This is a genomic window from Vibrio sp. H11, from assembly GCF_004804295.1.
GTDB classification, from domain to species: domain Bacteria; phylum Pseudomonadota; class Gammaproteobacteria; order Enterobacterales; family Vibrionaceae; genus Vibrio; species Vibrio ostreae.
In genome coordinates this window covers 291,098-315,611 of sequence record NZ_SSHN01000004.1, presented here as the reverse complement: position 1 = coordinate 315,611, position 24,514 = coordinate 291,098, and the positions used below count along the sequence as shown (strand labels likewise).

Below are 24,514 nucleotides of genomic sequence, written 5' to 3'. Positions count from 1 at the left end.
TTACTGTTGAATTGTGCAAGACAGAGGGCATCCGCGCTCTGTCTTGTCACAAGCTGTTTTCTTACAAGGAAAGTTATGGAGCATGTTTTGAAGCGTCCAACGACTTATTCTGCGCCAAAGCGAAGCTTTGCCGACAGACTGCAGCACTGGCTGCCGAAAATCGTCCTGTCACCGACCATAGTGGTTACTTTGGTGTGTATCTATGGATTTATTTTCTGGACCGCCGCGCTGTCACTCACCAACTCCCGTTTTTTACCCAGTTTTAATTTTGTCGGTTTCACTCAGTACAGCAAACTGATGGACAACGACCGCTGGCTGACCTCAATTACTAATCTGGGGATATTTGGTCTGCTGTTTATGCTGATTGCCATCGTGCTCGGGGTTTTTCTGGCTATCTTTCTTGACCAGAACATCCGTCAGGAAGGGGCAATTCGTACCATTTATCTCTATCCGATGGCGCTCTCTTTTATCGTGACCGGTACCGCCTGGAAATGGATTCTTAACCCTGGGCTCGGGCTTGAAAAACTGATGCATGACTGGGGCTTCACCGGGTTTCAGTTTGACTGGCTGGTGGACTCTGATATGGCGGTCTATACCCTGGTGATCGCGGCAGTGTGGCAATCCTCCGGTTTCGTGATGGCCATGTTTCTGGCCGGCTTGCGTGGTATCGATGCCTCGATTATCAAAGCGGCGCAAATTGATGGTGCCAGTCTGCCGGTCATTTACTGGAAAATTGTGCTGCCTTGTCTGCGCCCGGTATTCTTCAGTGCGGTGATCATTACCTCGCACATCGCCATCAAAAGCTTTGATCTGGTGACCGCCATGACGGCCGGTGGCCCCGGCTATTCGTCCGATCTGCCTGCGCTGTTTATGTATGCGCACTCCTTTACCCGTGGTCAGATTGGTCTGGGTGCGGCCAGTGCGATGATGATGCTGGGCGGTATTCTCGCCATTCTGGTGCCATACCTTTATTCCGAATTAAGGGAGAAAAAATCATGAACCGTTCAATGAATTTCGCCCGTTTAGGAATCTATGCGTTATTGCTGGCATTTTGTCTGATGTATCTGATGCCGCTGCTGGTGATGGTGCTGACGTCATTCAAATCCTTGCCGGATATTCGTGCCGGGAACCTGATTTCACTGCCTCAGGAGTGGGTGATGGATGCCTGGCTAAAAGCCTGGGACAGCGCCTGTACCGGTGTTAGTTGTGACGGCATTAAAGGTTATTTCTGGAACTCGTTTCAGATGGTGATCCCGGCCGTGCTGATTTCGACCCTGCTGGGTGCATTCAATGGCTATGTGGTAACGAAGTGGCAATTCCGCGGCTCTAACCTGTTTTTCAGCCTGCTACTGTTTGGTTGTTTTATCCCGTTTCAGGTGATCCTGCTGCCGATGGCGGCGGTGCTGGGCAAGCTTGGTCTGGCGAACACCACCACGGGGCTGGTCATCGTGCATGTGATTTATGGGATGGCTTTTACCACCTTGTTTTTCCGTAATTTCTATATTGCGGTGCCGGATGAACTGGTCAAAGCGGCCAAACTGGATGGCGCAGGGTTCTTTACCATCTTTTTCCGCATCTTACTGCCGATTTCAACCCCGATCATCATGGTCACCATTATTTGGCAGTTCACCGCCATCTGGAATGATTTCTTGTTTGGTGTGGTGTATTCCGGCTCCGATACACAGCCGATTACCGTTGCTCTGAATAACCTGGTCAACACCAGTACCGGAGTGAAGGAATATAACGTAGATATGGCCGCCGCCATCATTGCAGCGTTGCCGACGCTGCTGGTGTACGTGCTGGCCGGGAAGTATTTTGTACGCGGTCTGACCGCAGGATCAGTAAAAGGATAATCCGCATGGCAGCATTAGATTTAAAACAGATTCGCAAAACGTATCGCAATGCGGAACAGGAAACCCTGAAGGGAATTGATATCAGTATCGAGTCCGGTGAGTTTTTGATTCTGGTTGGCCCATCCGGTTGTGGTAAGTCAACGTTGATGAATACCATCGCGGGTCTGGAGAATATTACCTCAGGTGAAATTGTGATTGATGGCGTAGATGTCTCCAATGTTGAACCCAAAGATCGTGACATCGCAATGGTATTTCAATCGTACGCATTGTATCCAAATATGACGGTGCGCGATAATATTGCTTTCGGTTTGAAGATCCGCAAAATGGCCAAAGAGGCGATCGATGCGGAAGTGAATCGAGTCGCCGAAATGCTGCAAATCAGCCATCTTCTGGAGCGTAAACCATCGCAATTATCCGGTGGTCAGCGCCAAAGGGTAGCGATGGGACGCGCATTGGCACGTCGGCCTAAGCTGTATCTGTTCGACGAGCCTTTGTCGAATCTGGATGCGAAACTGCGAGTGGATATGCGTCATCAGATTAAGCGTCTGCACCAGCAGTTAAAAACAACCATTGTTTATGTGACCCACGATCAGATAGAAGCCATGACGCTGGCGGACAGAATTGCGGTAATGAAAGATGGCGAGTTGCAGCAGTTAGGAACGCCACAGGAGATTTACAATCATCCGAACAACATGTTTGTTGCCGGCTTTATGGGCTCACCCTCGATGAATTTTATTCATACTCAGGTGGAACGGAACAGTGAGCAACAGCCAGTGATTAAAGTGCGTGGCAGTGATGCCCGAGAGCATGAAATCAAGCTGCCAGCGGCGCTGCGTGAGCAAGCTGGCCGCTCAATTGTCATCGGCGTACGCCCGGAGCATATCACTGAGCAGCCGGGTAAGGATGAGCAAACATCGACCGGACTTGAACTGCTGCTCGAAGTACTTGAGCCGACAGGGCCGGATATTATTGCTATGGTTAAAGTGAATGATGAAGAGGTGGCGTGTCGCTTGTCACCTGAGTATCAGGTCAAACCCGGACAAACGGCGACTTTGCATTTTGATTTGTCAAAGGCCGTGTTTTTCGACGCTGCGACTGAGCAGCGCATTCATTTTTAACCGGCTGGTGCTGTGATACCAGCCCGCCAGTTTAAGTGCACTCTCCAATCAATGACTCAGGTACTCGGGGGAGACTTGGGTTAATTATGGGGTGTTGCCGGGTCAGGCTTGCGACCCGGACGGAGAGTGCACTTACCTCTTCACTCTCGGCACTATTAACGTTTCCCTCATTCCCTCATATTTCCCCGCTTTGTCCTGTTTAGCATAATTTTTTCAAATGGTTATCATCTTGGTCGTTGTCGGCACGTAGAATGTTGATACGTTTTAGTCGAACGTCAATAGCCTGAATAGCCTGAATAGCCGATATCCGCAGGGATAAGGATATGGATGGAAAATGACCCAATCACTATTTTTCTATGGGTCAGATTCCACCCATTTGTACTGACTTTCAGCGCCTTAGTCATTGTTAAAAATCAGGTAACAGAGTGTAACTGTTTGTAAAACAAGTAATGTTAATAAAATGTAGCATATTGGCCTGCTAATTGCTCCTTAGTGAATAACCAGCACCCATAGATGGGGCTGATAAATGAAACTAAGGAGAATTATAATGTTCAAGCCTCTTACTCTGTTAACTGCCTCTATTCTTGCTGTCACCAGCTTCAACGCTGCCGCAAACTGTGATCCGGGTGAAATCGTGATCAAGTTCAGTCACGTGACCAACACCGATAAACACCCGAAAGGCATCGCTGCTTCGCTGCTGGAAAAACGCGTTAACGAAGAGATGAATGGTAAAGCCTGTATGCAGGTGTTCCCTAACTCGACTCTGTACGATGATGACAAAGTGCTGGAAGCGCTGCTCAATGGCGATGTTCAATTGGCCGCACCTTCACTGTCGAAGTTTGAAAAATTCACCAAAAAGTTCCGTTTGTTCGATCTCCCTTTCCTTTTTGATGATGTTGATGCCGTAGACCGTTTCCAGAACTCTGAGTCGGGTGAAGCGCTGAAAAATGCGATGAACCGTCGTGGCGTGAAAGGTCTGGAATTCTGGCACAACGGCATGAAACAAATTTCTGCGAACAAACCGCTGCTGGTGCCCGGAGATGCGAAAGGTCTCAAGTTCCGTGTTCAGGCATCGGATGTGCTGGTGGCTCAGTTTGAACAACTGGGCGCTAACCCGCAGAAAATGTCGTTTGCTGAAGTGTATGGCGGCCTGCAAACCAAAGTTATCGATGGTCAGGAAAATACTTGGTCAAACACCTATGGCCAGAAGTACTTCGAAGTACAGGACGGTATCACTGAAACTAACCACGGTATTCTTGATTACCTGGTGGTGACCTCAACCAAATGGTGGGATGGTCTGCCAGCAGACGTACGTGATCAGTTCGCTACTATCCTTCAGGAAGTGACTCAAACCCGTAACGCTGAATCTAACCGCGTGGAAGAGCAGAACAAGCAGTACATCGTTGAAGCAGGCGGTGTGGTGCGTGAGCTGACTCCGGAACAGCGTGAGCAGTGGGTTGACGCTCTGAAACCGGTCTGGAAGAAGTTTGAAAAAGATATTGGTTCGGACCTGATTGACGCTGCCCTGGCGTCAAATCAGAAGTAAAGCAAGCGGCCCCGGGAATGCGCCGGGGCCATTTGCCCGCCATACTCAATTATCAGAGCGATGTATCTTATGCAACAGTCCTTCTTTGCAAAAGTAGGTCAATGGACGGATAAGGCGGAGGAAACCTTGATCGCCTTCTTCCTGGGTGCCATGACTCTGCTGACTTTCGTCAACGTTATTTTACGTTATCTTTTTAACGACAACATTCTGTGGGCGCTTGAGCTAACCGTATTCATGTTCGCCTGGATGGTTCTGGTTGGTGCTTCTTACGGCGTGAAGAAACATTTCCATATCGGGGTTGATGTGGTGATCAACCTGGCACCGGAAGGGGGGCGTAAACTGCTGGCTCTGTTCTCGGTTGCCTGCTGTCTCGCTTTCTCTATTTTGTTGCTGATTGGCTCCTGGAATTACTGGTATCCGTTTATCAGCGAACGCGCCTGGTATGAAACCGATGATATTCCGATGCCCGACATGCTGCAGTTCCTGGCTGACTGGTTCAACGAGGGTGAACGTTACGAAAAAATGCCGCGTTTCATTCCTTATATGGCCCTGCCATTGGGGATGGCATTGATGACTTTCCGTTTTCTGCAAATCGCCTATCAAATCCTGACCGGAAAACTGGATCGTCTGATTGCCGGTCATGAAGCGGAAGAGGAGCTGGAAGCGCTGAAAGAAGAGCTGAAAGATGCGGGTGATGTGATGGGCACCAAGCCTGACGCGAACGGTAAGGAGAAGTAAGCCATGGCTATTCTTATGCTTTTTATCATGGTGATTGGCTTCATGCTGGTGGGCGTGCCGATTGCTGTGTCACTGGGTTTATCCAGTATTCTGTTTTTGATGTGGCATTCAGAAGCTTCGCTGGCTTCGGTGGCACAGACTCTGTTTAATGCGTTTGAAGGTCACTACACACTGCTGGCGATCCCTTTCTTTATTCTGGCCTCCAGTTTTATGTCTACCGGTGGTGTGGCGAAACGTATCATTCGCTTTGCGATTGCGATGGTCGGCTGGTTCCGTGGTGGTCTGGCGGTCGCTTCTGTTGTGGCGTGTATGATGTTCGCGGCGCTGTCCGGTTCATCACCGGCCACCGTGGTGGCTATCGGTAGTATTGTTATCGCTGGTATGGTCAAAAACGGCTACAGCAAAGAGTTTGCTGCCGGGGTGATTTGTAACGCCGGTACGTTAGGGATTCTGATCCCGCCGTCGATTGTGATGGTGGTCTACTCTGCGGCAACCAATGTGTCTGTGGGACGTATGTTCCTGGGGGGCGTCATCCCCGGTTTGCTGGCAGGACTGATGTTGATCATCGCCATTTATATTACAGCCCGGGTAAAGAACCTGCCTAAGCAGCCTTTTGTTGGCTGGAGCGAAGCCTTCGCGGCAGCTAAAGATGCCAGCTGGGGATTATTGCTGGTGGTTATTATCCTGGGTGGTATTTACGGCGGTATCTTTACTCCGACTGAAGCCGCCGCCGTGGCCGCCGTTTACGCCTTCTTGATTGCGAACTTTGTTTACTGCGATATGGGCCCGTTTGCCGATAAAACCAACACTAAACCGGCGCTGATCAAGGTGTGTCAGGCTTTGGTGCACAAAGACACCAAAGCGACGCTGTATGATGCGGGCAAACTGACCATTATGCTGCTGTTTATCATTGCCAACGCATTGATTCTGAAACACGTGCTGACCGAAGAACGTGTACCGCAAATGATTACTGAGTCGATGCTGTCCGCCGGTCTCGGACCCATCACCTTCCTGATCGTGGTCAACGTTCTGCTGCTGATTGGTGGTCAGTTCATGGAGCCGTCAGGCCTGCTGATTATCGTCGCGCCGCTGGTGTTCCCGATTGCGATGGCGTTGGGTATTGACCCGATTCATCTTGGTATCATCATGGTGGTTAACATGGAGATCGGTATGATTACCCCTCCGGTTGGTCTCAACCTGTTCGTGACCGCCGGGGTAGCGAAAATGTCGATGATGCGGGTCGTCAAAGCCGCCCTGCCTTGGGTTGCGGTGATGTTCCTGTTCCTTATCATCGTCACTTATGTGCCTTGGGTTTCTACCTGGCTGCCAACCACACTGATGGGGCCGGAAATCCTGACGAAGTAATTTCAAATCAGATGATTTCGTCGATGACTTTGCCCGGATGGCGTCTGCTTCCGGGCATTTTTCTGCGTTCGTAAAAGCGCCATTTCTGGAGATGAGTGCGGCGTTCACGATGAAAGCGTTTTTCCGGGTAATAGACACCGTCATGCAGAACTGTATCGGTAATATAACCCAGAGGTAACTTTTTCATGACGGCGTACCGGTGGCTGCGGATCCTAGGACCCCGATAGGTTAAGTATAACCTCTCACCGACAGGGTGAAGTAGGCGACTCAGTTTTTAAAGTTATCTTTGTCGATACGATATTTCTGCATTTTGTCGTACAGCGTCTTACGCGGAATATTGAGTTGTTCCATGGTGAGCTTAATACTGCCGTTACTTTCAATCAGCGCCTTTTCGATCGCAACTTTTTCAAATTCTGCCACCTGGTCGGCCAGGCTGCCGGAGCTACTGACGACCGGAGCATCATCCAATTGCGCCAGTTTACCAAGTAGCACAAAGCGTTCGGCAACGTTACGCAGTTCGCGCACGTTGCCCGGCCAGTCATGGTTCATCAAAGTTTGCAGATCCTGGGCATTGAGCGCAGTCGCCGCTTTACCATAACGCGCGGCTGCCACCAGTAAAAAGTGGTGGAACAGGGTCGCAATATCCTCTTTACGCTCGCGCAACGGTGGCAGATCGAGGGTGACGATATTGAGACGGTAATAGAGATCCTGGCGGAACGAACCTTCCATCGCCGCTTGTTTAAGATCGACCTTGGTCGCAGCAATGACACGAAAATTTAGCGGGATCAATTCGTTGGAGCCAACCCGTTCAATCACCCGTTCCTGTAGCACCCGCAGCAAGCGAATTTGCGCCTGCATCGGCATTGATTCGATTTCATCCAGGAACAGAGTACCGCCCTGGGCGTGTTCAAATTTACCGATTCGTTTGCTGTCAGCGCCGGTGAACGCGCCTTTTTCATGGCCGTATAATTCACTCTCAATCAGATTTTCCGGCACCGCCCCGCAGTTGACCGCGACAAAGTTTTGCTCTCGGCGTGAACTCTGCTCATGCAGTGAACGGGCAATCAGTTCCTTACCGGTACCGGTTTCGCCAAACAGCAGAATGTCGGCATCGGTGTCGGCGACGGTGGCGATGGTATCACGCAGGGACTGGATACTGTCGGTATCACCGATAATGCGCGGCCCCAGGGTCTGGCTCGCTTTCAGGCTGCGTTTAAGTTGCTGGTTTTCTAAGGTCAGTTTGCGTTTATCTATCGCCCGGTTGACGGTTTCAATCAGCCTTTCAGGAGAAAACGGTTTTTCAATAAAATCGTAGGCACCGTCGTGCATGGCCTGAACAGCCATTGAGATATCACCGTGGCCGGTAATCAGGATCACCGGCACATCCGGATCCTGATGATGAATCGAGGTCAGCAAGTTCTGGCCGCTCAGCCCCGGCAGGCAGATATCGGTGACCACAACCAGGGGCATTTCCCCTTGTTTAATTGCCAGTAATGCTTCTTCTGCGCTGGCAAAATAGCGCGCTTCAATATCCGCCAGTTCAAAGCTCTGTTCGATAGCGATACGAATGTCGGTTTCGTCATCGATGAAAAATACGTCACACATCCTGACTTCCTTGGGTAGTTACTTGTGGTATTGAATCAGCAGAGGGGGTCAGGCTTGGCTGACGGGGTGCAATGATCGGAAGACGAATCGTAAACCGGGCACCCCCAAGCGGCGCGGTGCTGACATCGAGTTCACCGTCCATACTCTGGACAATCTGTTGTGAGATAGACAGCCCGAGTCCGAGACCATTCTGCTTTGTGGTGAAAAAGGGCTCAAACAGCTGAGCCCGTTTGTCTTCACTGATGCCCGGGCCATTGTCGTCAACATGGATATAGGCCCGCTGATTATCCCGGGTTAAGGTGAGATGAACCTGTCGTTGCGCCTGATCTGCCACGGCCTGCATTGCATTAGTCAGTAGATTAATCAGCACCTGCTCGAGTTGTATCGGGTTGATACTAACCCAGACCGGTTGCGGTGGCGTGCTGACCTCAAATTTAACACCTTGCGACTTAAACTGGGCCTGCATCAGCTCTTTGGCGTAAACCACAATCGGTTGTAATTGAGCGTCAGCCCGTTCTTCACTGCTGCTTTTACGCGCGAACGATTTGAGTTGTTCGCTGATCTTGGCCATACGTTCGGTCAGAGCGGAAATGCGGGTCAGATTTTCATCGGTACGCTCCGGTTTGCCGCCGGCGAGAAAGCGGCGTCCGTTGTCGGCAAAACTGCGAATCGCCGCCAGCGGATTGTTCAGTTCATGACTGATGCTGGCCGACATCTGGCCGAGGACGGCCAGTTTCGCAGCCTGGATCAGCTCATTCTGAGTCTGACGCAGGGCGTCTTCGGTCTTAATCCGTTCCCGGATTTCGGCATGCAGTTCAGCAGTCCGCTCCATGACCTGGAACTCAAGCTTCTGTTTTGCTTCGAGCTGCAACTGGTCAATCTGGCGCTGACGCTGTTTACGGTGCTGATTAAGCAACAGCGCCAGATAAACAATGATAAACAACATGGTTAAAATCATGATCAGTCCGAATACGTCCCAGAACACCTCAATCTTGGGCGACAGGACATGGATGGTCAGTTGTGGTGAGGTCAGGCGCCGGCTTGATACGATAAAGTCGCCTTTCATCCAGCCCTGGCTGGGGTTTTTCCATTCACTTTGCGCGGCAGAAAAATCGCCTTGCAGGCCAAGAGAAATGATGGGCTGATTGAGATACTGACGGCTGTTGCGGATCGCATCGCGGGTCTGTTCATTGAGGGTGGCGACGCTTTTGAACAGCCAGTCAGGCTGGCTGGACATGAAAACCACTTGATTGACATCGGTGGCGACAAAATAGCTGTTGCGGCTTTGCCAGTTCTCTTCGATCGCTGATAAGTCCATCTTCACTACCACCACACCGAGAATTTCAGCCGCGTATACCACAGGATAGGCGTAGTAGTAACCGCGTTCACCTGAGGTGGAGCCCAGGGCGAAATACTGGCTGCTGTTGCCCTGAATGGCCTGATAAAAATAGGGACGCCAGGCAAAGTTACGTCCGATGAAGGTGCGTTCAAGGTTCCAGTTGCTGGCCGTTAAAGTATTGCCATAAGCGTCAAGCAGGTAAGTGTCTGCGGCCTGGATGACGTCGTTGACCTGCTCCAGATAGCGATTGGTGATTTCGAGCTGAGCCGTATTGTGCGGATTGAGCAGGGCATCAATTAACTCTTTGTCTTTTGACAGCAGACGCGGGATGTGAGCGTACTTGTCCAGCTTGGTGACGATGTGACTGGAAAACTTATCCAGCTCCGATTGCTGCTCGGTAAGCAGGCTCTGATACTGATAACGCCAGGCCAAATGGGCGCAAACCGCGGTGACCGTAATAAATACGATAAAAAACAGTATACTGAGTCGGCGAATCGATAACATCCTGTTGTCCCGCGTGGTGTTTAAGCCCGGCCTCCATGATACTGGGAGTTGGCTGTTGAGTGGTTTAAAAGATGGTAAATTGCGAGCACAAAACAAGAGCAAGATCTCTTTTTGGGCTTTTGCAGAAAAAAAAGCCTCGATTCCCTTGAAAAAGCCTTTATTGTCCCCATTTCATGGCAATCACACTTTGGTTTGATGGATTTTTTAGCACTCAGTTGACTTTTTAAGACATTGACCTTTCTCTGACCGGGGATTAGCTCGACAGCCATACTTCTGGTCGGTAGAATGCGGCGTCTAAATTTTTGTCCTGAGACTAATCAGAGATACCGTTGGCTGCTCATTGCGGCAAAGATATCACTCATTAGTCCGGTATTGAGGCCACAAGCGCTTGAATACCGATGCTCAATAATTACAGTTAAGTGCTCTTACGGGTACCACACAAGGATGCAGCCAGAACCGGGTTCTGGCTCATGACGCTCAGGAATACTGAGCCAGTTTTGAGGTTTATAAACAATGCAAGTTACTGTTGAAACGCTAGAAGGCCTAGAGCGCCGTCTTAATATTACTGTTCCTGCTGCTAACATCGAAGATGCAGTCTCAGCTGAACTACGCAACATCGCGAAAAACCGTCGTTTCGATGGTTTCCGTAAAGGCAAAGTGCCGATGAAGATGGTTGCTAAGATGTACGGTAAAGCAGTACGTCAAGACGTTCTTGGTGAAGTTATGCAACGTCATTTCATCGAAGCGATCGTAAAAGAAAAGATCAACCCAGCGGGCGCACCAACGTTTGCTCCAGTAGCTAACAATGAAGGCGAAGATCTAGTATTTACAGCGACTTTCGAAGTTTACCCAGAAGTTGAACTGAAAGGCCTGGAAAACATTACTGTAGAAAAACCAACTACAGAAATCACGGATGCAGACGTAACTGAAATGCTGGACACTCTGCGTAAGCAGCAAGCTTCTTGGACTCAAGTTGACGAAGCAGCAGCAGAAGGCAAACGCGTAACTATCGATTTCGTTGGCTCTATCGACGGCGTTGAATTCGAAGGCGGTAAAGCTGAAAACTTCCCTCTGGAAATGGGCGCAGGCCGCATGATCCCAGGTTTTGAAGACGGTATCGCAGGTAAGACTGCTGGTATGGAATTCGAAATTGACGTGACTTTCCCAGAAGATTACCACGCAGAAAACCTGAAAGGTAAAGCAGCTAAGTTTGCAATCAAAGTAAGCAAAGTTGAAGCTCAGGAACTGCCAGAACTGAACGACGAATTCGTTGCTAAGTTCGGTGTGGTTGAAGGTGGCGTTGACGCACTGAAAGCTGAAGTTCGTAAGAACATGGATCGCGAACTGAAGCAAGCGATCAAAGCTCGCATCAAAGATCAAGCTCTGGAAGGTCTGGTAAAAGAGAACGACATCGACGTTCCTTCTGCTCTGATTGATCAAGAAATCAACGTACTGCGTCAGCAAGCTGCGCAGCGCTTCGGTGGTAACGTTGAAGCGGCTAACCAACTGCCACGTGAACTGTTCGAAGAGCAGGCAAAACGTCGCGTAGTAGTAGGTCTTCTGCTGGGTGAAGTGATCAAAGCTGAAGAACTGAAAGCAGACGAAGAGAAAGTGAAAGCGCTGATCGAAGAGATGGCGACTGCTTACGAAGATCCTTCAGAAGTGATTGCTTACTACGAGCAAAACCCACAAATGATGGACAACATGCGTAACGTTGCTCTAGAAGAGCAAGCAATCGACGCAATCATTGCTAAAGCAAACGTAACTGAGAAAGCAGTTAGCTTCAACGAGCTAATGAACCCTCAAGTTGCTGCTTAATAAGCAAGTTCTCGTGTAGAAAGGTTGACGAGACGTTAACTATTCTGCTAACAATGGTCCGTGTGATTGCCCATCATCCGGGCCATTTATTTTAGGGACATAAGACTATGAGCTACCAAGAAAAAAATGCAATGTCGCCAATCATTGACGCGCTAGTACCCATGGTGGTCGAACAAACTTCTCGTGGTGAGCGCTCATACGACATCTATTCTCGCTTATTAAAAGACCGCGTGATTTTTTTAACTGGTCAAGTAGAAGATCACATGGCGAACCTTGTCGTGGCTCAACTGCTTTTCTTAGAATCTGAAAACCCTGATAAAGACATTTTCCTTTACATTAACTCTCCGGGTGGCAGTGTAACTGCGGGTATGTCAATCTATGACACCATGCAGTTTATTAAGCCAAACGTGAGCACACTGTGTATTGGTCAAGCTTGTTCAATGGGGGCGTTCCTGTTAGCTGGCGGTGCGCCAGGTAAACGTTACGTGTTACCGAACTCGCGTGTCATGATTCACCAACCACTGGGTGGTTTCCAGGGTCAGGCGTCGGATATTCAGATCCACGCTCAGGAAATCCTGACCATTAAGAACAAGCTGAACCACTTGCTGGCAGAACATACCGGCCAGCCTCTGGAAGTGGTTGAACGTGATACTGACCGAGACAATTTCATGTCTGCCCAGCAGGCAGTAGATTATGGTCTGGTGGACGCAGTTCTGACCCATCGTGGCGAGTAACAGTTCTGGGAATTGTTTAACGCAATTTGGTTCAAATTGTTATACACTCAAACCATAGAGAGTAAAGGCTAAGAGGTTAGCGAATGACAGACAAAAGCAAAGAGGGTGGTAGTAGTAAACTGCTGTACTGCTCTTTCTGTGGCAAAAGCCAGCACGAAGTTCGCAAGCTAATCGCAGGTCCTTCTGTTTACATTTGTGACGAATGTGTCGACTTATGTAACGATATTATCCGTGAAGAAATTAAAGATGTTCTGCCTAAGAAAGAGTCGTCGGCGCTTCCTACGCCGCGTCAAATTCGTGAACATCTGGACGACTATGTGATTGGCCAGGAACACGCTAAAAAAGTGCTCGCGGTTGCAGTATATAACCACTACAAGCGTTTACGTAACGGTGATACAACAAGTGAAGGCGTAGAGCTGGGCAAGAGTAACATTCTGCTGATCGGTCCGACCGGTAGTGGTAAGACTCTACTGGCTGAAACGCTGGCTCGTTTCCTTGATGTACCGTTCACGATGGCAGATGCTACGACGCTGACTGAAGCAGGTTATGTGGGTGAAGATGTTGAAAACATCATCCAGAAACTGCTGCAGAAGTGTGACTACGACGTTGCGAAAGCAGAGCGTGGTATCGTCTACATCGATGAAATCGATAAGATTTCACGTAAAGCTGAAAACCCATCTATCACCCGTGATGTATCTGGTGAAGGTGTGCAGCAGGCGCTGCTGAAACTGGTTGAGGGTACCGTCGCTTCCGTTCCGCCACAAGGCGGTCGTAAGCACCCGCAACAAGAGTTTCTGCAAGTAGACACGTCTAAGATCCTGTTTATCTGTGGCGGTGCATTCGCTGGCCTGGATAAAGTGATTGAACAACGTGTGGCAACCGGGACCGGTATCGGTTTTGGCGCAGAAGTCCGTTCGAAAGATCAAAGCAAATCCGTGGGTGAACTTTTCACTCAGGTTGAACCGGAAGATTTGGTGAAATACGGTCTGATTCCTGAATTCATCGGTCGTCTGCCAGTTACGGCGACGCTGACTGAACTGGATGAAGAAGCGCTGATTCAGATCCTGTCAGAGCCTAAGAACGCACTGACTAAACAGTACTCGGCGTTGTTTGAGCTTGAAAACGTGGACCTGGAATTCCGTGAAGATGCACTGCGTGCCATTGCCGCTCGCGCAATGAAACGTAAAACCGGTGCACGTGGCCTGCGTTCTATCCTTGAGAACGTGCTGCTGGAGACCATGTATGAACTGCCTTCGATGAACGAAGTTGAGAAGGTGGTGATTGATGAGTCTGTGATCAACGGCGAGTCTGACCCGCTGCTGATCTACTCTGGTAGTGAAAGCCAGGCTGCCGGCGCAGAGTAAATCCCGTCACTAAATGAGAAAAAGGAGGTAATTATTACCTCCTTTTTTTTATTCTGTCATTGAATCCAGTCAGTTAGCCCCCATATACTGCGATATATAGAAAGCAGAAGAGAGAAAAATATGAACTTGGAACGTTCCGAGCGTATCGAGATCCCAGTACTACCTCTGCGCGATGTGGTGGTCTATCCACATATGGTGATTCCTCTGTTTGTTGGTCGCGAAAAATCGATTCAGTGCCTGGAAGAGGCAATGGATAACAACAAGCAGGTTCTTCTGGTCGCTCAAAAGCAACCGGAGACTGACGAACCTAAAATCGCCGATCTGTTCGAAGTCGGCACGGTTGCCACCATTCTTCAGTTGTTGAAGCTACCTGACGGTACCGTGAAGGTGTTAGTGGAAGGTCAGCAGCGCGCTAAAATTCACCAATTTCATGAAGGCGAGTTCTTCTCGGCAGACGCCGAGTACTTGCTGACACCAGAACTTGATGAAAAAGAGCAGGAAGTGATTGTTCGCAGTGCGATCAATCAGTTCGAAGGCTTTATCAAGCTCAATAAAAAGATTCCGCCGGAAGTGCTGACGTCACTGAATGGTATCGATGAGGCCGCTCGCCTTGCTGATACTATCGCTGCGCACATGCCACTTAAACTGGTCGACAAGCAGAAAGTATTGGAAATTCTGGACGTGTCGGAACGTCTGGAATTTTTGATGGGTCAGATGGAGTCAGAAATCGACCTGCTTCAGGTTGAAAAACGCATCCGTGGCCGAGTTAAAAAGCAGATGGAAAAATCTCAGCGCGAGTACTACCTGAATGAGCAAATGAAAGCGATTCAGAAAGAACTCGGCGAGATGGATGACGCGCCGGATGAGTTTGAAGCTCTGCAGAAGAAAATCGAAGACGCGAAGATGCCTAAAGAGGCACGCGAGAAGACCGAGCAGGAACTGCAAAAGCTGAAAATGATGTCGCCGATGTCAGCCGAAGCGACCGTGGTACGCAGTTATATCGACTGGATGGTCAGCGTGCCTTGGAACAAACGTTCCAAAGTGAAAAAAGACCTGACCAAAGCGGAAGAGATCCTTAATGCAGACCACTATGGTCTGGATCGTGTGAAAGAACGCATCCTTGAGTACCTCGCCGTGCAGAGCCGAATCAATAAGCTGAAAGGTCCGATTCTGTGTCTGGTTGGTCCTCCGGGTGTCGGTAAGACGTCGTTGGGTCGTTCTATTGCATCGGCGACGGGGCGTAAGTATGTGCGTATGGCGCTGGGTGGCGTGCGTGACGAAGCGGAAATCCGCGGTCACCGCCGTACCTATATCGGCTCACTGCCGGGTAAACTGATCCAAAAAATGTCGAAAGTCGGGGTTAAAAACCCGCTGTTCCTGCTGGATGAAATCGACAAGATGGCATCCGACATGCGAGGCGATCCGGCGTCAGCTCTGCTGGAAGTACTGGATCCGGAACAGAACAACTCGTTCAACGACCATTACCTGGAAGTGGATTACGATTTGTCGGACGTCATGTTTGTGGCAACGTCCAACTCAATGAACATTCCAGGCCCGCTTTTGGACCGTATGGAAGTGATTCGTTTGTCGGGTTATACCGAAGATGAAAAACTCAACATCGCCAAGCGCCACCTGGTTAACAAACAGATTGAGCGTAACGGCCTCAAAGCCGGTGAAATCGAGATTGAAGATTCAGCCATCATTGGTGTGATTCGTTACTACACCCGTGAAGCGGGCGTGCGTAACCTGGAACGCGAAATCTCGAAAATCTGTCGTAAGGCAGTGAAGAAGATTCTGCTGAACGGCGGTACCAAGCAAGTGGTGGTGAATCAGGAAAACCTGAAGGAATTCCTGGGCGTACAGCGTTTTGACTACGGTAAAGCGGATGAATTCAACCGTGTGGGTCAGGTGACTGGTCTGGCCTGGACTGAAGTTGGCGGCGATCTGCTGACGATTGAAGCGCAGTCAATGCCGGGTAAGGGCAAGTTGACGCAGACCGGTTCGCTGGGCGATGTGATGCAGGAGTCTATCCAGGCAGCCATGACCGTGGTTCGCTCACGTGCTGACAAACTGGGTATCAATCCTGATTTTTACGAGAAGCGTGATATTCACGTTCACGTCCCTGAAGGTGCGACCCCGAAAGATGGCCCGAGCGCGGGTACGGCGATGTGCACTGCGCTGGTTTCCAGCCTGACCGGTAATCCGGTGAAAGCGGAAGTGGCGATGACGGGTGAAATCACTCTGCGTGGTGAAGTACTGCCTATCGGCGGCCTGAAAGAAAAACTGCTGGCTGCTCACCGTGGTGGTATTAAAACTGTGCTGATTCCTAAAGATAACGAGCGCGACCTGGAAGAGATTCCGGATAACGTCATCGCAGATCTTAAGGTGATTCCTGTGCGCTGGATTGATGAAGTGCTGCAGGTAGCGCTGGAAAATGACCCGACTGGTGTCGAGTTTGGCGCTAAAAAAGAGTGATGTGCAGCAAAAATAAGTAAAAGTTTACGCTGATAGGTCTAAAAAGGCTTGTCAGCGTTTTTTTTGGGCGCTAACGTTACTCACTAAGTCTTGAGCCCAGTTGTAACAAGGCTTTAGGCCAGTTTTTACATTAATGGAACGAAATAGGCACCGAACAAAATAATAATTGGTGGCCGAAGGGGAATTCACAGTGAATAAAACACAATTAGTAGAACAAATTGCAGCAAATGCTGATATCTCAAAAGCTTCAGCTGGTCGCGCACTAGACGCATTCATCGACGCAGTTAGTGACACTCTTCAATCAGGTGATCAGGTGGCTTTGGTTGGCTTTGGTACATTCGCAGTTCGCACTCGTGCAGCTCGCACTGGCCGCAACCCTAAAACAGGTGAAGAAATCCAAATCGCAGAAGCTAAAGTACCTGCGTTCAAAGCTGGTAAAGCGTTGAAAGACGCTTGCAACTAATCGGTTCATCGGTTGCGACCCATCAGTTTTTAATCAAACAGAATGATTTTGGCCGTTTAGAGGCAAAATTAATTCGAACCTTTTGAAATTATGCGCATCATACTGATGCGCATTTCTTTTTCTGATATTATCGCGCTATTCAATTTTTGGCTGAAGTGTGTCACTTCAAACCCGGAGAGCAGTAAAACTATGATGGATCGATTACGCGAAGGCGTGAACAGCATCGCGGTAAAAATTATCCTTGGATTAATCATCCTTTCTTTTATCTTCGCAGGGGTAGGTAACTACCTGATTAGCGGCAGCAATAATGCAGCAGCCAAAGTCGGCGAAACCGAGATTGCGCGCGGCGAATTTGAACAAGCTTACCAAAACGAACGTAACCGTATGCAGTCGCAGTTGGGTGATTACTTCTCCAACCTGCTGGCGGACCCGTCATACGTCGCATCATTCCGTAAATCTGTCCTGGATCGCATGGTTAACGACCTGCTGCTTGAGCAGCATGCTGAATCTCTGGGTCTGCGCGTGAGTGATGACCAGGTGCGTCAGGCGATTCTGGACATGCCTCAGTTCCAAAACGAAGGTAAATTTGACCAGGATATTTACCAGTCTGCATTGCGTCGTGCTGGCTTCTCACCGGATTCGTTTGCTGAGTATCTGCGCCGCGACATGGTGCGTAACCAGCTGGTTTCTGCGCTGCAGGGCAGCGAGTTTACCCTGCAGGGTGAAGTCACTGCGCAAGGTGAACTGGTTGCTCAAACGCGTGACATCCGCACCATTACCCTGTCTCCGCAGGAGTTTTCTAAAAACGTGAAACTGACGGATGACGAGATTACCCAGTACTATAAAGAGAATCCGGATAACTACACTCGTCCGGAGCAGGTAAAACTGGCGTATATCGAACTTTCTGCCGAGCAACTCAAGAGCGATTTGGCGGTCAGCGACGAGCAGGCCAAACAGTACTACCAGGAGCACCTCGACAAGTACTCTTCGGCAGAACAGCGTAAAGTCAGCCACATCCTGATTCAGGGCGACGATGAGAAAAAAGCGCAGGCGATTCTTGACGAGCTGAATGGCGGTGCAGATTTCGCGACACTGGCACAAGAAAAATCGGAAGACATCGGCAGCGCACAGGACGGTGGTTCACTGGGTTGGATCGAACGTGACACGATGGACCCGGCATTTGATGCTGCGGCATTTGCCCTGCAAAAAGCCGGTGATGTGTCTGGTCTGGTCAAATCTGACTTTGGTTACCACATCATCAAGCTTGATGAGCTGAAAGCTCCGGTTGCCAAACCTTATGAGGAAGTGGCTGAGCAGATCAAAACTGAGCTGACCGACCAGCAGGCAATTGATCGTTACTACGAACTGCAAACTGAGCTGCAGAAAGTAGCTTTTGAATCGCCGGATTCACTTGATGACGCCGCCAAAGCAGTGTCAGCCAAAATCGAAAAGACCGATTTTGTCTCTGAGCAGGATCTGCCATCAGTGCTGAATAACCCAAGCGTGATTCAGGCGATTGACTCTCCGGAAGTGAAAGAAGACGGCCTGAACTCAGAAGTGATTGAAGTCGCTCCTGAACATGTGGTTGTGGTTCGTGTTGAAGAAGCGCGTCCGCAGGTGGTTCTGCCACTGGATGAAGTAAAAAATCAGGTTGTTGCTGAACTGTCTAAGCAAAAAGGTCAGGAGCAGGCCGAAGAGCTGGCCACGAATCTGGTTGATGCACTGAAACAGGGTGACAAATCTCCGCTGCAAGAGCATAACCTGGCGTTTGGCGAGCTTGAGATGATTGATCGTAGTTCACCACTGGCTGAAACGGTTTATGCGATGCCTAAGCCAGAGCAGGATGCTGTGACTTACTCGCAGACCACAGATTTTGATGGCAACGTCGTGGTGGTTGAGCTGAACAAAGTGGAAGCGAAAGTGAATGAGCAGTATCAGGATCAGATTGGCGCTCAGCTTTCCCGTATCGGCACCCAGCAGGACTTGTCTGGTGTGATCAGCGTACTGCGTGATAATACTGATATCGAATATTACCTTGCGAGCCAGTAATGGCTGTAATGTAACTGAGATGTTTAACAGAATGGGCTGCGAATGCAGCCCATTTTACTTTGTCGTGTTGGCGTTAGATGCGCCTTTCCGCTTCCCCTATTATCGGGGCTCATAACCTAACAAGGAGAGTCCACGATGAAACTTAAATCTTTACTGTTGTCTGCCTTACTGGCGTTGAGCTGGCCTGCTGCGAATGCATTGGCTGCCGCAGAAGAGAATCCGGTGCAAGCCGAAACGTCACAGGGTATCGAAATCACGGTGAATGTTAACTCAGCTTCTGCCGAAGAGATCGCGACGCTGTTGTCCGGGATAGGGCTGAAAAAAGCGCAAGCCATTGTTGATTACCGACAGGCTAACGGACAGTTCCAAACCAAGCAGGATCTGACCAAGGTTAAGGGGATAGGGGAGGCCACCGTGGCGAAAAACGAAGCGCGCATTCTGCTCTAGGCCTTTAGTCAGAAGACCCGCTATTGGGCCATGTGCAGGTTTTTGCGGTCAAGAGTACGTTGCGACTGCTCTTTTCTAAAGTCTTGCTCTGTTGCTATTGTCAGTTACCTGCCACAGCCCATAATGAGAAAAAACTCAGATCCCAGATCTGAGTTTTTGTTTTCTGTTTTGTAGCAAAATATAACCGTTTACCCAATCCTGCCTAGCACCCGGAGACGATTCCAACTATAATTTGCCGCCGGTAAATCGCAGACATAATCCGTCGCGAACAAAAACAAAGTGGAGTAAAACATGTCCTCTCAAACACCGGTGATTACCGTTGATGGACCAAGCGGAGCGGGTAAAGGTACGCTTTGCATGCTGTTGGCTAACAAACTCGGTTTTCATCTTTTAGATTCTGGTGCCATTTATCGTGTGCTGGCTCTGGCTGCCATTCATCACGGTGTCGATATCGAATCAGAAGATGCACTTGTGCCGCTGGCAACGCACCTCGATGTCCAGTTTATTGCGGAAGGCGATCTCGTCAAAGTGATTCTGGAAGGCGAGGATGTGTCGAAAGAGCTGCGCAAAGAAGAAACCGGAATGGCAGCCTCAAGAGTCGCTGCTTTACCACGTGTTCGTGAAGCATTGTTGCGCCGTCAACGTGCATTTGCCGATGAAAAAGGTCTGGTTGCGGATGGCCGCGATATGGGAACGGTTGTCTTCCCGCAGGCTGAAGTGAAAATTTTCTTGGACGCCAGTGCCGAAGAGCGTGCACGTCGTCGATTCAAGCAGTTGCAACTGAAAGGGCTTGATGTTAAATTTGACGCCCTTTTAAGCGAAATCCAAGAGCGTGACGATCGTGATCGTAACCGCCCAGTGGCTCCATTACGCCCTGCAGAGGATGCGCTGTTGCTTGATTCTACCGAAATGTCTATCGACGAAGTGGTAGAAAAGGCACTACAATATATCGAATCGAAGCTGGCGGAATAAACCACGTCAGTTAAGAGCGTTGGTCGCAAGGATGATGACCGGCGAATTTAATAACCCCATGTGGTAGGACACCCGTGGTAGTTTACTTATTGAAGATTAATTAAATGACTGAATCTTTTGCTCAACTCTTTGAAGAGTTTCTAAACGAGACTGAATTCCAACAAGGTACTATCGTTAAAGGTACTGTAGTTGCTATCGAAAACGGCTACGTACTGGTTGACGCTGGTCTTAAGTCTGAGTCTGCAATCCCTGCTGAACAGTTCAAGAACGCTGCTGGCGAACTTGAAGTTGAAGTTGGTTCTGAAGTAGACGTAGCACTTGACGCGGTTGAAGACGGTTTCGGTGAAACTCAACTTTCTCGTGAGAAAGCGAAACGTCACGAAGCTTGGATCGTTCTTGAGAAAGCTTACGAAGAAGCTGAAACTGTTGTTGGTATCATCAACGGTAAAGTTAAAGGCGGTTTCACTGTTGAACTGAACGGTATCCGTGCATTCCTGCCAGGTTCACTGGTTGATGTACGTCCTATCCGTGACACTGCTCACCTGGAAAACAAAGAGCTAGAGTTCAAAGTAATCAAGCTGGACCAGAAGCGTAACAACGTCGTTGTTTCTCGTCGTGCTGTTATCGAATCTGAAAACAGCGTTGAGCGTGACGAACTTCTTGAGACTCTGCAAGAAGGTACTGAAGTTAAAGGTATCGTTAAGAACCTTACTGACTACGGTGCATTCGTTGACCTTGGTGGTGTTGATGGTCTTCTGCACATCACTGACATGGCTTGGAAACGCGTTAAGCACCCATCTGAGATCGTTAACGTTGGTGATGAAATCACAGTTAAAGTTCTTAAGTTCGACCGTGAGCGTACTCGCGTATCACTAGGTCTGAAACAGCTGGGTGAAGATCCATGGGTAGCAATCGCTAAGCGTTACCCAGAAGGTCACAAACTGACTGGTCGTGTTACTAACCTGACTGATTACGGCTGCTTCGTTGAAATCGAAGAAGGCGTTGAAGGTCTGGTACACGTTTCTGAAATGGACTGGACTAACAAGAACATCCACCCATCTAAAGTTGTTAATGTTGGCGACGAAGTTGAGGTTATGGTTCTGGATATCGACGAAGAACGTCGTCGTATCTCTCTAGGCCTGAAACAGTGTAAAGCTAACCCATGGCAGTCATTCGCTGAGCTACAAGCTAAAGGCGACAAAGTAACTGGTAAGATCAAGTCTATCACTGACTTCGGTATCTTCATCGGTCTTGACGGCGGCATCGACGGTCTGGTTCACCTGTCTGACATCTCTTGGAACGTTCCAGGTGAAGAAGCAGTACGTGAATACAAGAAAGGCGACGAAATCTCTGCAGTAGTTCTAGCAGTAGACGCAGAGCGTGAGCGCATTTCTCTGGGCGTTAAGCAAATGGAAAATGACCCATTCAACGCTTACGTTGCAGACAACAAGAAAGGTGTTCTGGTTAACGGTACTGTAACTGCAGTTGACGCGAAAGGCGCAACTATCGAGCTGGAAGACGGCGTTGAAGGTTACATCCGTGCATCTGAAGTTTCTCGTGACCGCGTAGAAGATGCGACTCTGATCCTGAACGTTGGTGACAGCGTTGAAGCGAAATTTACTGGTGTTGACCGTAAGAACCGCGTAATCAACCTGTCTATCAAAGCGAAAGACGAAGCTGAAGAGCAAGAAGCAATGGCATCTATCAACAAGCAAGATGACGGCGCATTCGGTAACGCAATGGCTGACGCTTTCAAAGCAGCTAAAGGCGAATAATTTAATTATCGCTGAATAAAAAGGAGCCGTAAGGCTCCTTTTTTTATCTTGCTTGACCACACACTTGAAAGCCTCTGTTTTTAAGCTCTACAGCGTGCTGACACAGTCAACGGCTGATTTGAGTGATGAAAAGATTTAGTTAAGTTTGAAATCTTTTCCTACAATATTAAGCAAGTGTTTGTTGGAACTGAGAATACTGACTATAATCAGGTAAAAACTCGAAGAGGGAAACTATGACTAAGTCTGAATTAATTGAAAGACTCTGTGCCGAGCAAACCCACTTGTCTGCGAAAGAGATCGAAGACGCGGTGAAGGACATTCTTGAGCACATGGCGAAAACCTTAGAAGATGGGGAACGCATCGAAATTCGTGGTTTCGGTAGTTTCTCTTTGCACTATCGTGAGCCTCGAGTCGGACGTAATCCGAAAACCGGTGAGAAGGTGGAATTGGAAGGTAAGTACGTTCCTCATTTCAAACCAGGTAAAGAGCTTCGTGAGCGTGTAAACGAAGCTATCTGATTTAAGTAGCGAATTTTGTTAAAGCGGCATACTGTCTCAGTGTGCCGCTTTTTTGCGATCTGATGTCGTGCCCGGCCTGTCAGTGCTATCCAGACTATGGTGAGATCCCGGATTGGTGTTGAATTAAACACACTCTTTATCGGGCAGCGGTTAATGCGTCTACATACGCTGCAAAAATACGTTTAAAAGCGCTGAAGTACCGATAATAGCCATGGTTTGTCAGGCTGTTTTCCTGCATAATCAGGGTGCTTGTATTCGTGAATAGATAGGTAATGGATTATGAAAATAATAAAAATCGTGGTGTTACTTGCTCTCTTCCTGATTGCGTTGGCATTAGGCTCGCAGAATCAGGAGATAGTGACTTTCAATTATCTGCTGGCACAGGGCGAGTTCCATTTATCTACCCTTCTGGGTTCAGTGTTTGTGGTTGGTTTTCTGATTGCCTGGCTCATTTTTGGCAGCATGCATTTAAAATCACAACTTGAAATTCGCAAGCTAAACAGAAAGCTGAAAAAACAGTCATCGGCCAACGACGTTTCAGAGCAGAAAGCGAATATCGAATAAGGTCGTTTTTAGATGTTAGAAATCCTCTTCTTGTTATTGCCAATTGCTGCCGCTTACGGGTGGTATATGGGTAATCGTAGTGCCCAGCAAGACAAGCAGAAACATTCCCACCAAATTTCCCGTCAGTACGTGACGGGTCTTAACTTGCTGTTGTCTGATCAGTCAGACAAAGCGGTTGATCACTTTATTGAACTGTTGCAAGTCGACAATGAAACCATTGATACCCACCTGGCGTTGGGTAACCTGTTTCGTTCGCGCGGCGAAGTGGATCGCGCTATCCGCATCCACCAGAATCTTATCTCCCGCTCCGGGCTGACCATAGACCAGAAAAATCTGGCGCTGCAGCAACTGGCTAAAGATTACATGGTGTCCGGTTTTCTGGATCGGGCTGAGAAAATCTTTGAGCAGTTGGTCGATGAGCCGGAACATCGTGAGTCGGCGCTGCAGCAACTGGCGTCTATCTACCAGCAAACCCGTGAATGGCATAAAGCTATTGATGCCGCGCAGGCACTGGTCAAGATGGGCCGTAAACGGATGAAAACCAGCATTGCCCATTACTGGTGTGAGCTGGCCATGATGGAAAAAGCAGACAGCAATAACAGCAAAGCGATTAACCTGTTTAAAAAGGCCTTGCAGGAAGATCCTAAGTGCGTGCGAGCCAGCATCTCTCTGGGTAAGCTGCATCTCGAGAATGAAGAGTATGACAAAACCATTCAATACATGGAAAAGGTACTCGAACAGGATATCGATTTCATTGGTGAAGTCCTGCCGACACTGGCGGAATGCTATCACCACCTCGGCCGTGAGCAGGAACTGGTTCAGTTTCTGCGTGAATGTATCTCGAACAAGGCAGGGGTATCTGCGGAGCTGATGCTGGCTCAACTGGTCGCGCAACATGAAGGCGTGGCTTCAGCACAGGAGCTATTAACCCGTCAGCTGGTTAAAAACCCGACCATGAAAGGCTTTTATCGCCTGATCGATTACCATATTGCCGAAGCGGAAGAGGGCCGTGCCAAGGCCAGTTTGTCGACTTTGCAAAAGTTGGTTGGTGAGCAGCTCAAAGTCAAACCGCATTATCGTTGCCGCCGCTGCGGTTTTTCTACCCATTCACTATACTGGCACTGTCCTTCATGTAAGGGGTGGGGTTCGATCAAGCCGATTCGAGGCTTGGACGGAGAATAAATAATGATTGGCCTTACGCCGGTTGTTTCAGATTTGCAGCTTGTATGAGCTGCATTTTTATAGGCTAAAAGCATATCTTAGGAGT

At 49.0% G+C, this 24,514-nt stretch carries 21 protein-coding genes; 18 read left to right on the top strand and 3 right to left on the bottom strand.

What is annotated here, in order from left to right:
* Positions 1–75 precede the first annotated feature (75 nt).
* The 6 genes from E6C74_RS08465 to E6C74_RS08440 all read left to right on the top strand — a co-directional run bounded on the left by E6C74_RS08465 (position 76) and on the right by E6C74_RS08440 (position 6,620).
* On the top strand, positions 76–999 hold the full coding sequence (locus E6C74_RS08465; protein ID WP_136484268.1) for a sugar ABC transporter permease: 924 nt from the start codon (positions 76–78) through the stop codon (positions 997–999).
* Positions 996–1,853 (top strand): carbohydrate ABC transporter permease, encoded by an 858-nt coding sequence (locus E6C74_RS08460; protein ID WP_136484267.1) that lies wholly within the window; start codon positions 996–998, stop codon positions 1,851–1,853. The genes E6C74_RS08465 and E6C74_RS08460 overlap by 4 nt, the downstream gene beginning before the upstream one ends.
* Positions 1,854–1,858: 5 nt before the next feature.
* Positions 1,859–2,971 carry a sn-glycerol-3-phosphate ABC transporter ATP-binding protein UgpC gene (gene ugpC, locus E6C74_RS08455; protein WP_136484266.1) on the top strand — a complete coding sequence of 371 codons (1,113 nt, stop codon included), beginning with the start codon at positions 1,859–1,861 and terminating at the stop codon, positions 2,969–2,971.
* A 547-nt stretch (positions 2,972–3,518) separates the two neighbouring features.
* Positions 3,519–4,517: a DctP family TRAP transporter solute-binding subunit gene (locus E6C74_RS08450; protein ID WP_136484265.1), complete on the top strand. Its 999-nt coding sequence runs from the start codon at positions 3,519–3,521 to the stop codon at positions 4,515–4,517.
* 69 nt (positions 4,518–4,586) lie between these two features.
* Positions 4,587–5,255 carry a TRAP transporter small permease gene (locus E6C74_RS08445; RefSeq protein WP_136484264.1) on the top strand — a complete coding sequence of 223 codons (669 nt, stop codon included), beginning with the start codon at positions 4,587–4,589 and terminating at the stop codon, positions 5,253–5,255.
* Between the two features lie 3 nt (positions 5,256–5,258).
* Positions 5,259–6,620 (top strand): TRAP transporter large permease, encoded by a 1,362-nt coding sequence (locus tag E6C74_RS08440; RefSeq protein WP_136484263.1) that lies wholly within the window; start codon positions 5,259–5,261, stop codon positions 6,618–6,620.
* Positions 6,621–6,627: 7 nt separating this feature from the next.
* On the opposite strand, the gene E6C74_RS08435 is transcribed toward E6C74_RS08440, so the two are convergent.
* The 3 genes from E6C74_RS08435 to E6C74_RS08425 form a co-directional block, all read right to left on the bottom strand.
* The gene (locus E6C74_RS08435) at positions 6,628–6,807 is read right to left on the bottom strand and encodes a hypothetical protein (protein ID WP_136484262.1); all 180 of its coding nucleotides are present in this window, start codon (positions 6,805–6,807) and stop codon (positions 6,628–6,630) included.
* Positions 6,808–6,887: 80 nt separating this feature from the next.
* Positions 6,888–8,225 carry a sigma-54 dependent transcriptional regulator gene (locus tag E6C74_RS08430; protein ID WP_136484261.1) on the bottom strand — a complete coding sequence of 446 codons (1,338 nt, stop codon included), beginning with the start codon at positions 8,223–8,225 and terminating at the stop codon, positions 6,888–6,890.
* Entirely contained in the window at positions 8,218–10,068 is a 1,851-nt protein-coding gene (locus E6C74_RS08425) for a sensor histidine kinase (protein WP_136484260.1), read from the bottom strand. The genes E6C74_RS08430 and E6C74_RS08425 overlap by 8 nt, the downstream gene beginning before the upstream one ends.
* 513 nt (positions 10,069–10,581) lie before the next feature.
* Between E6C74_RS08425 and tig the strand changes: the two genes are divergently transcribed.
* The 12 genes from tig to lapB all read left to right on the top strand — a co-directional run bounded on the left by tig (position 10,582) and on the right by lapB (position 24,429).
* A complete protein-coding gene (gene tig, locus E6C74_RS08420) occupies positions 10,582–11,886 on the top strand; it encodes a trigger factor (RefSeq protein WP_136484259.1) in 1,305 nt (434 codons plus the stop codon).
* A gap of 107 nt (positions 11,887–11,993) precedes the next feature.
* Positions 11,994–12,620 carry an ATP-dependent Clp endopeptidase proteolytic subunit ClpP gene (gene clpP / locus E6C74_RS08415; protein ID WP_136484258.1) on the top strand — a complete coding sequence of 209 codons (627 nt, stop codon included), beginning with the start codon at positions 11,994–11,996 and terminating at the stop codon, positions 12,618–12,620.
* 83 nt (positions 12,621–12,703) lie between these two features.
* Positions 12,704–13,984, top strand: a complete 1,281-nt coding sequence (gene clpX, locus E6C74_RS08410; protein WP_136484257.1) for an ATP-dependent protease ATP-binding subunit ClpX — start codon at positions 12,704–12,706, stop codon at positions 13,982–13,984.
* A gap of 120 nt (positions 13,985–14,104) precedes the next feature.
* Entirely contained in the window at positions 14,105–16,459 is a 2,355-nt protein-coding gene (gene lon, locus E6C74_RS08405) for an endopeptidase La (RefSeq protein ID WP_136484256.1), read from the top strand.
* 190 nt (positions 16,460–16,649) lie between these two features.
* Positions 16,650–16,922 carry an HU family DNA-binding protein gene (locus E6C74_RS08400; RefSeq protein WP_136484255.1) on the top strand — a complete coding sequence of 91 codons (273 nt, stop codon included), beginning with the start codon at positions 16,650–16,652 and terminating at the stop codon, positions 16,920–16,922.
* A gap of 189 nt (positions 16,923–17,111) precedes the next feature.
* The gene (gene ppiD / locus E6C74_RS08395; protein WP_136484254.1) at positions 17,112–18,971 is read left to right on the top strand and encodes a peptidylprolyl isomerase; all 1,860 of its coding nucleotides are present in this window, start codon (positions 17,112–17,114) and stop codon (positions 18,969–18,971) included.
* A gap of 135 nt (positions 18,972–19,106) precedes the next feature.
* Entirely contained in the window at positions 19,107–19,418 is a 312-nt protein-coding gene (locus E6C74_RS08390) for a ComEA family DNA-binding protein (protein ID WP_136484253.1), read from the top strand.
* Between the two features lie 291 nt (positions 19,419–19,709).
* The gene (cmk, locus tag E6C74_RS08385; RefSeq protein ID WP_136484252.1) at positions 19,710–20,390 is read left to right on the top strand and encodes a (d)CMP kinase; all 681 of its coding nucleotides are present in this window, start codon (positions 19,710–19,712) and stop codon (positions 20,388–20,390) included.
* Positions 20,391–20,494: 104 nt separating this feature from the next.
* Positions 20,495–22,165: a 30S ribosomal protein S1 gene (rpsA, locus tag E6C74_RS08380; RefSeq protein WP_136484251.1), complete on the top strand. Its 1,671-nt coding sequence runs from the start codon at positions 20,495–20,497 to the stop codon at positions 22,163–22,165.
* Between the two features lie 233 nt (positions 22,166–22,398).
* Complete coding sequence (gene ihfB / locus E6C74_RS08375; protein WP_136484250.1) at positions 22,399–22,683, top strand: integration host factor subunit beta; 285 nt, start codon at positions 22,399–22,401, stop codon at positions 22,681–22,683.
* A 279-nt stretch (positions 22,684–22,962) separates the two neighbouring features.
* Complete coding sequence (locus tag E6C74_RS08370) at positions 22,963–23,247, top strand: lipopolysaccharide assembly protein LapA domain-containing protein (RefSeq protein WP_136484249.1); 285 nt, start codon at positions 22,963–22,965, stop codon at positions 23,245–23,247.
* A gap of 12 nt (positions 23,248–23,259) precedes the next feature.
* Positions 23,260–24,429 carry a lipopolysaccharide assembly protein LapB gene (lapB, locus tag E6C74_RS08365; RefSeq protein ID WP_136484248.1) on the top strand — a complete coding sequence of 390 codons (1,170 nt, stop codon included), beginning with the start codon at positions 23,260–23,262 and terminating at the stop codon, positions 24,427–24,429.
* The last annotated feature ends 85 nt before the right edge of the window (positions 24,430–24,514 follow it).

Bases quoted from the DNA above. Each gene is read 5' to 3' on its own strand.
- E6C74_RS08465 (WP_136484268.1), top strand. From the start codon at position 76: ATGGAGCATGTTTTGAAGCGTCCAACGACTTATTCTGCGCCAAAGCGA.
- E6C74_RS08460 (WP_136484267.1), top strand. From the start codon at position 996: ATGAACCGTTCAATGAATTTCGCCCGTTTAGGAATCTATGCGTTATTG.
- ugpC (WP_136484266.1), top strand. From the start codon at position 1,859: ATGGCAGCATTAGATTTAAAACAGATTCGCAAAACGTATCGCAATGCG.
- E6C74_RS08450 (WP_136484265.1), top strand. From the start codon at position 3,519: ATGTTCAAGCCTCTTACTCTGTTAACTGCCTCTATTCTTGCTGTCACC.
- E6C74_RS08445 (WP_136484264.1), top strand. From the start codon at position 4,587: ATGCAACAGTCCTTCTTTGCAAAAGTAGGTCAATGGACGGATAAGGCG.
- E6C74_RS08440 (WP_136484263.1), top strand. From the start codon at position 5,259: ATGGCTATTCTTATGCTTTTTATCATGGTGATTGGCTTCATGCTGGTG.
- E6C74_RS08435 (WP_136484262.1), bottom strand. From the start codon at position 6,807: ATGAAAAAGTTACCTCTGGGTTATATTACCGATACAGTTCTGCATGAC.
- E6C74_RS08430 (WP_136484261.1), bottom strand. From the start codon at position 8,225: ATGTGTGACGTATTTTTCATCGATGACGAAACCGACATTCGTATCGCT.
- E6C74_RS08425 (WP_136484260.1), bottom strand. From the start codon at position 10,068: ATGTTATCGATTCGCCGACTCAGTATACTGTTTTTTATCGTATTTATT.
- tig (WP_136484259.1), top strand. From the start codon at position 10,582: ATGCAAGTTACTGTTGAAACGCTAGAAGGCCTAGAGCGCCGTCTTAAT.
- clpP (WP_136484258.1), top strand. From the start codon at position 11,994: ATGAGCTACCAAGAAAAAAATGCAATGTCGCCAATCATTGACGCGCTA.
- clpX (WP_136484257.1), top strand. From the start codon at position 12,704: ATGACAGACAAAAGCAAAGAGGGTGGTAGTAGTAAACTGCTGTACTGC.
- lon (WP_136484256.1), top strand. From the start codon at position 14,105: ATGAACTTGGAACGTTCCGAGCGTATCGAGATCCCAGTACTACCTCTG.
- ppiD (WP_136484254.1), top strand. From the start codon at position 17,112: ATGATGGATCGATTACGCGAAGGCGTGAACAGCATCGCGGTAAAAATT.
- E6C74_RS08390 (WP_136484253.1), top strand. From the start codon at position 19,107: ATGAAACTTAAATCTTTACTGTTGTCTGCCTTACTGGCGTTGAGCTGG.
- cmk (WP_136484252.1), top strand. From the start codon at position 19,710: ATGTCCTCTCAAACACCGGTGATTACCGTTGATGGACCAAGCGGAGCG.
- rpsA (WP_136484251.1), top strand. From the start codon at position 20,495: ATGACTGAATCTTTTGCTCAACTCTTTGAAGAGTTTCTAAACGAGACT.
- ihfB (WP_136484250.1), top strand. From the start codon at position 22,399: ATGACTAAGTCTGAATTAATTGAAAGACTCTGTGCCGAGCAAACCCAC.
- E6C74_RS08370 (WP_136484249.1), top strand. From the start codon at position 22,963: ATGAAAATAATAAAAATCGTGGTGTTACTTGCTCTCTTCCTGATTGCG.
- lapB (WP_136484248.1), top strand. From the start codon at position 23,260: ATGTTAGAAATCCTCTTCTTGTTATTGCCAATTGCTGCCGCTTACGGG.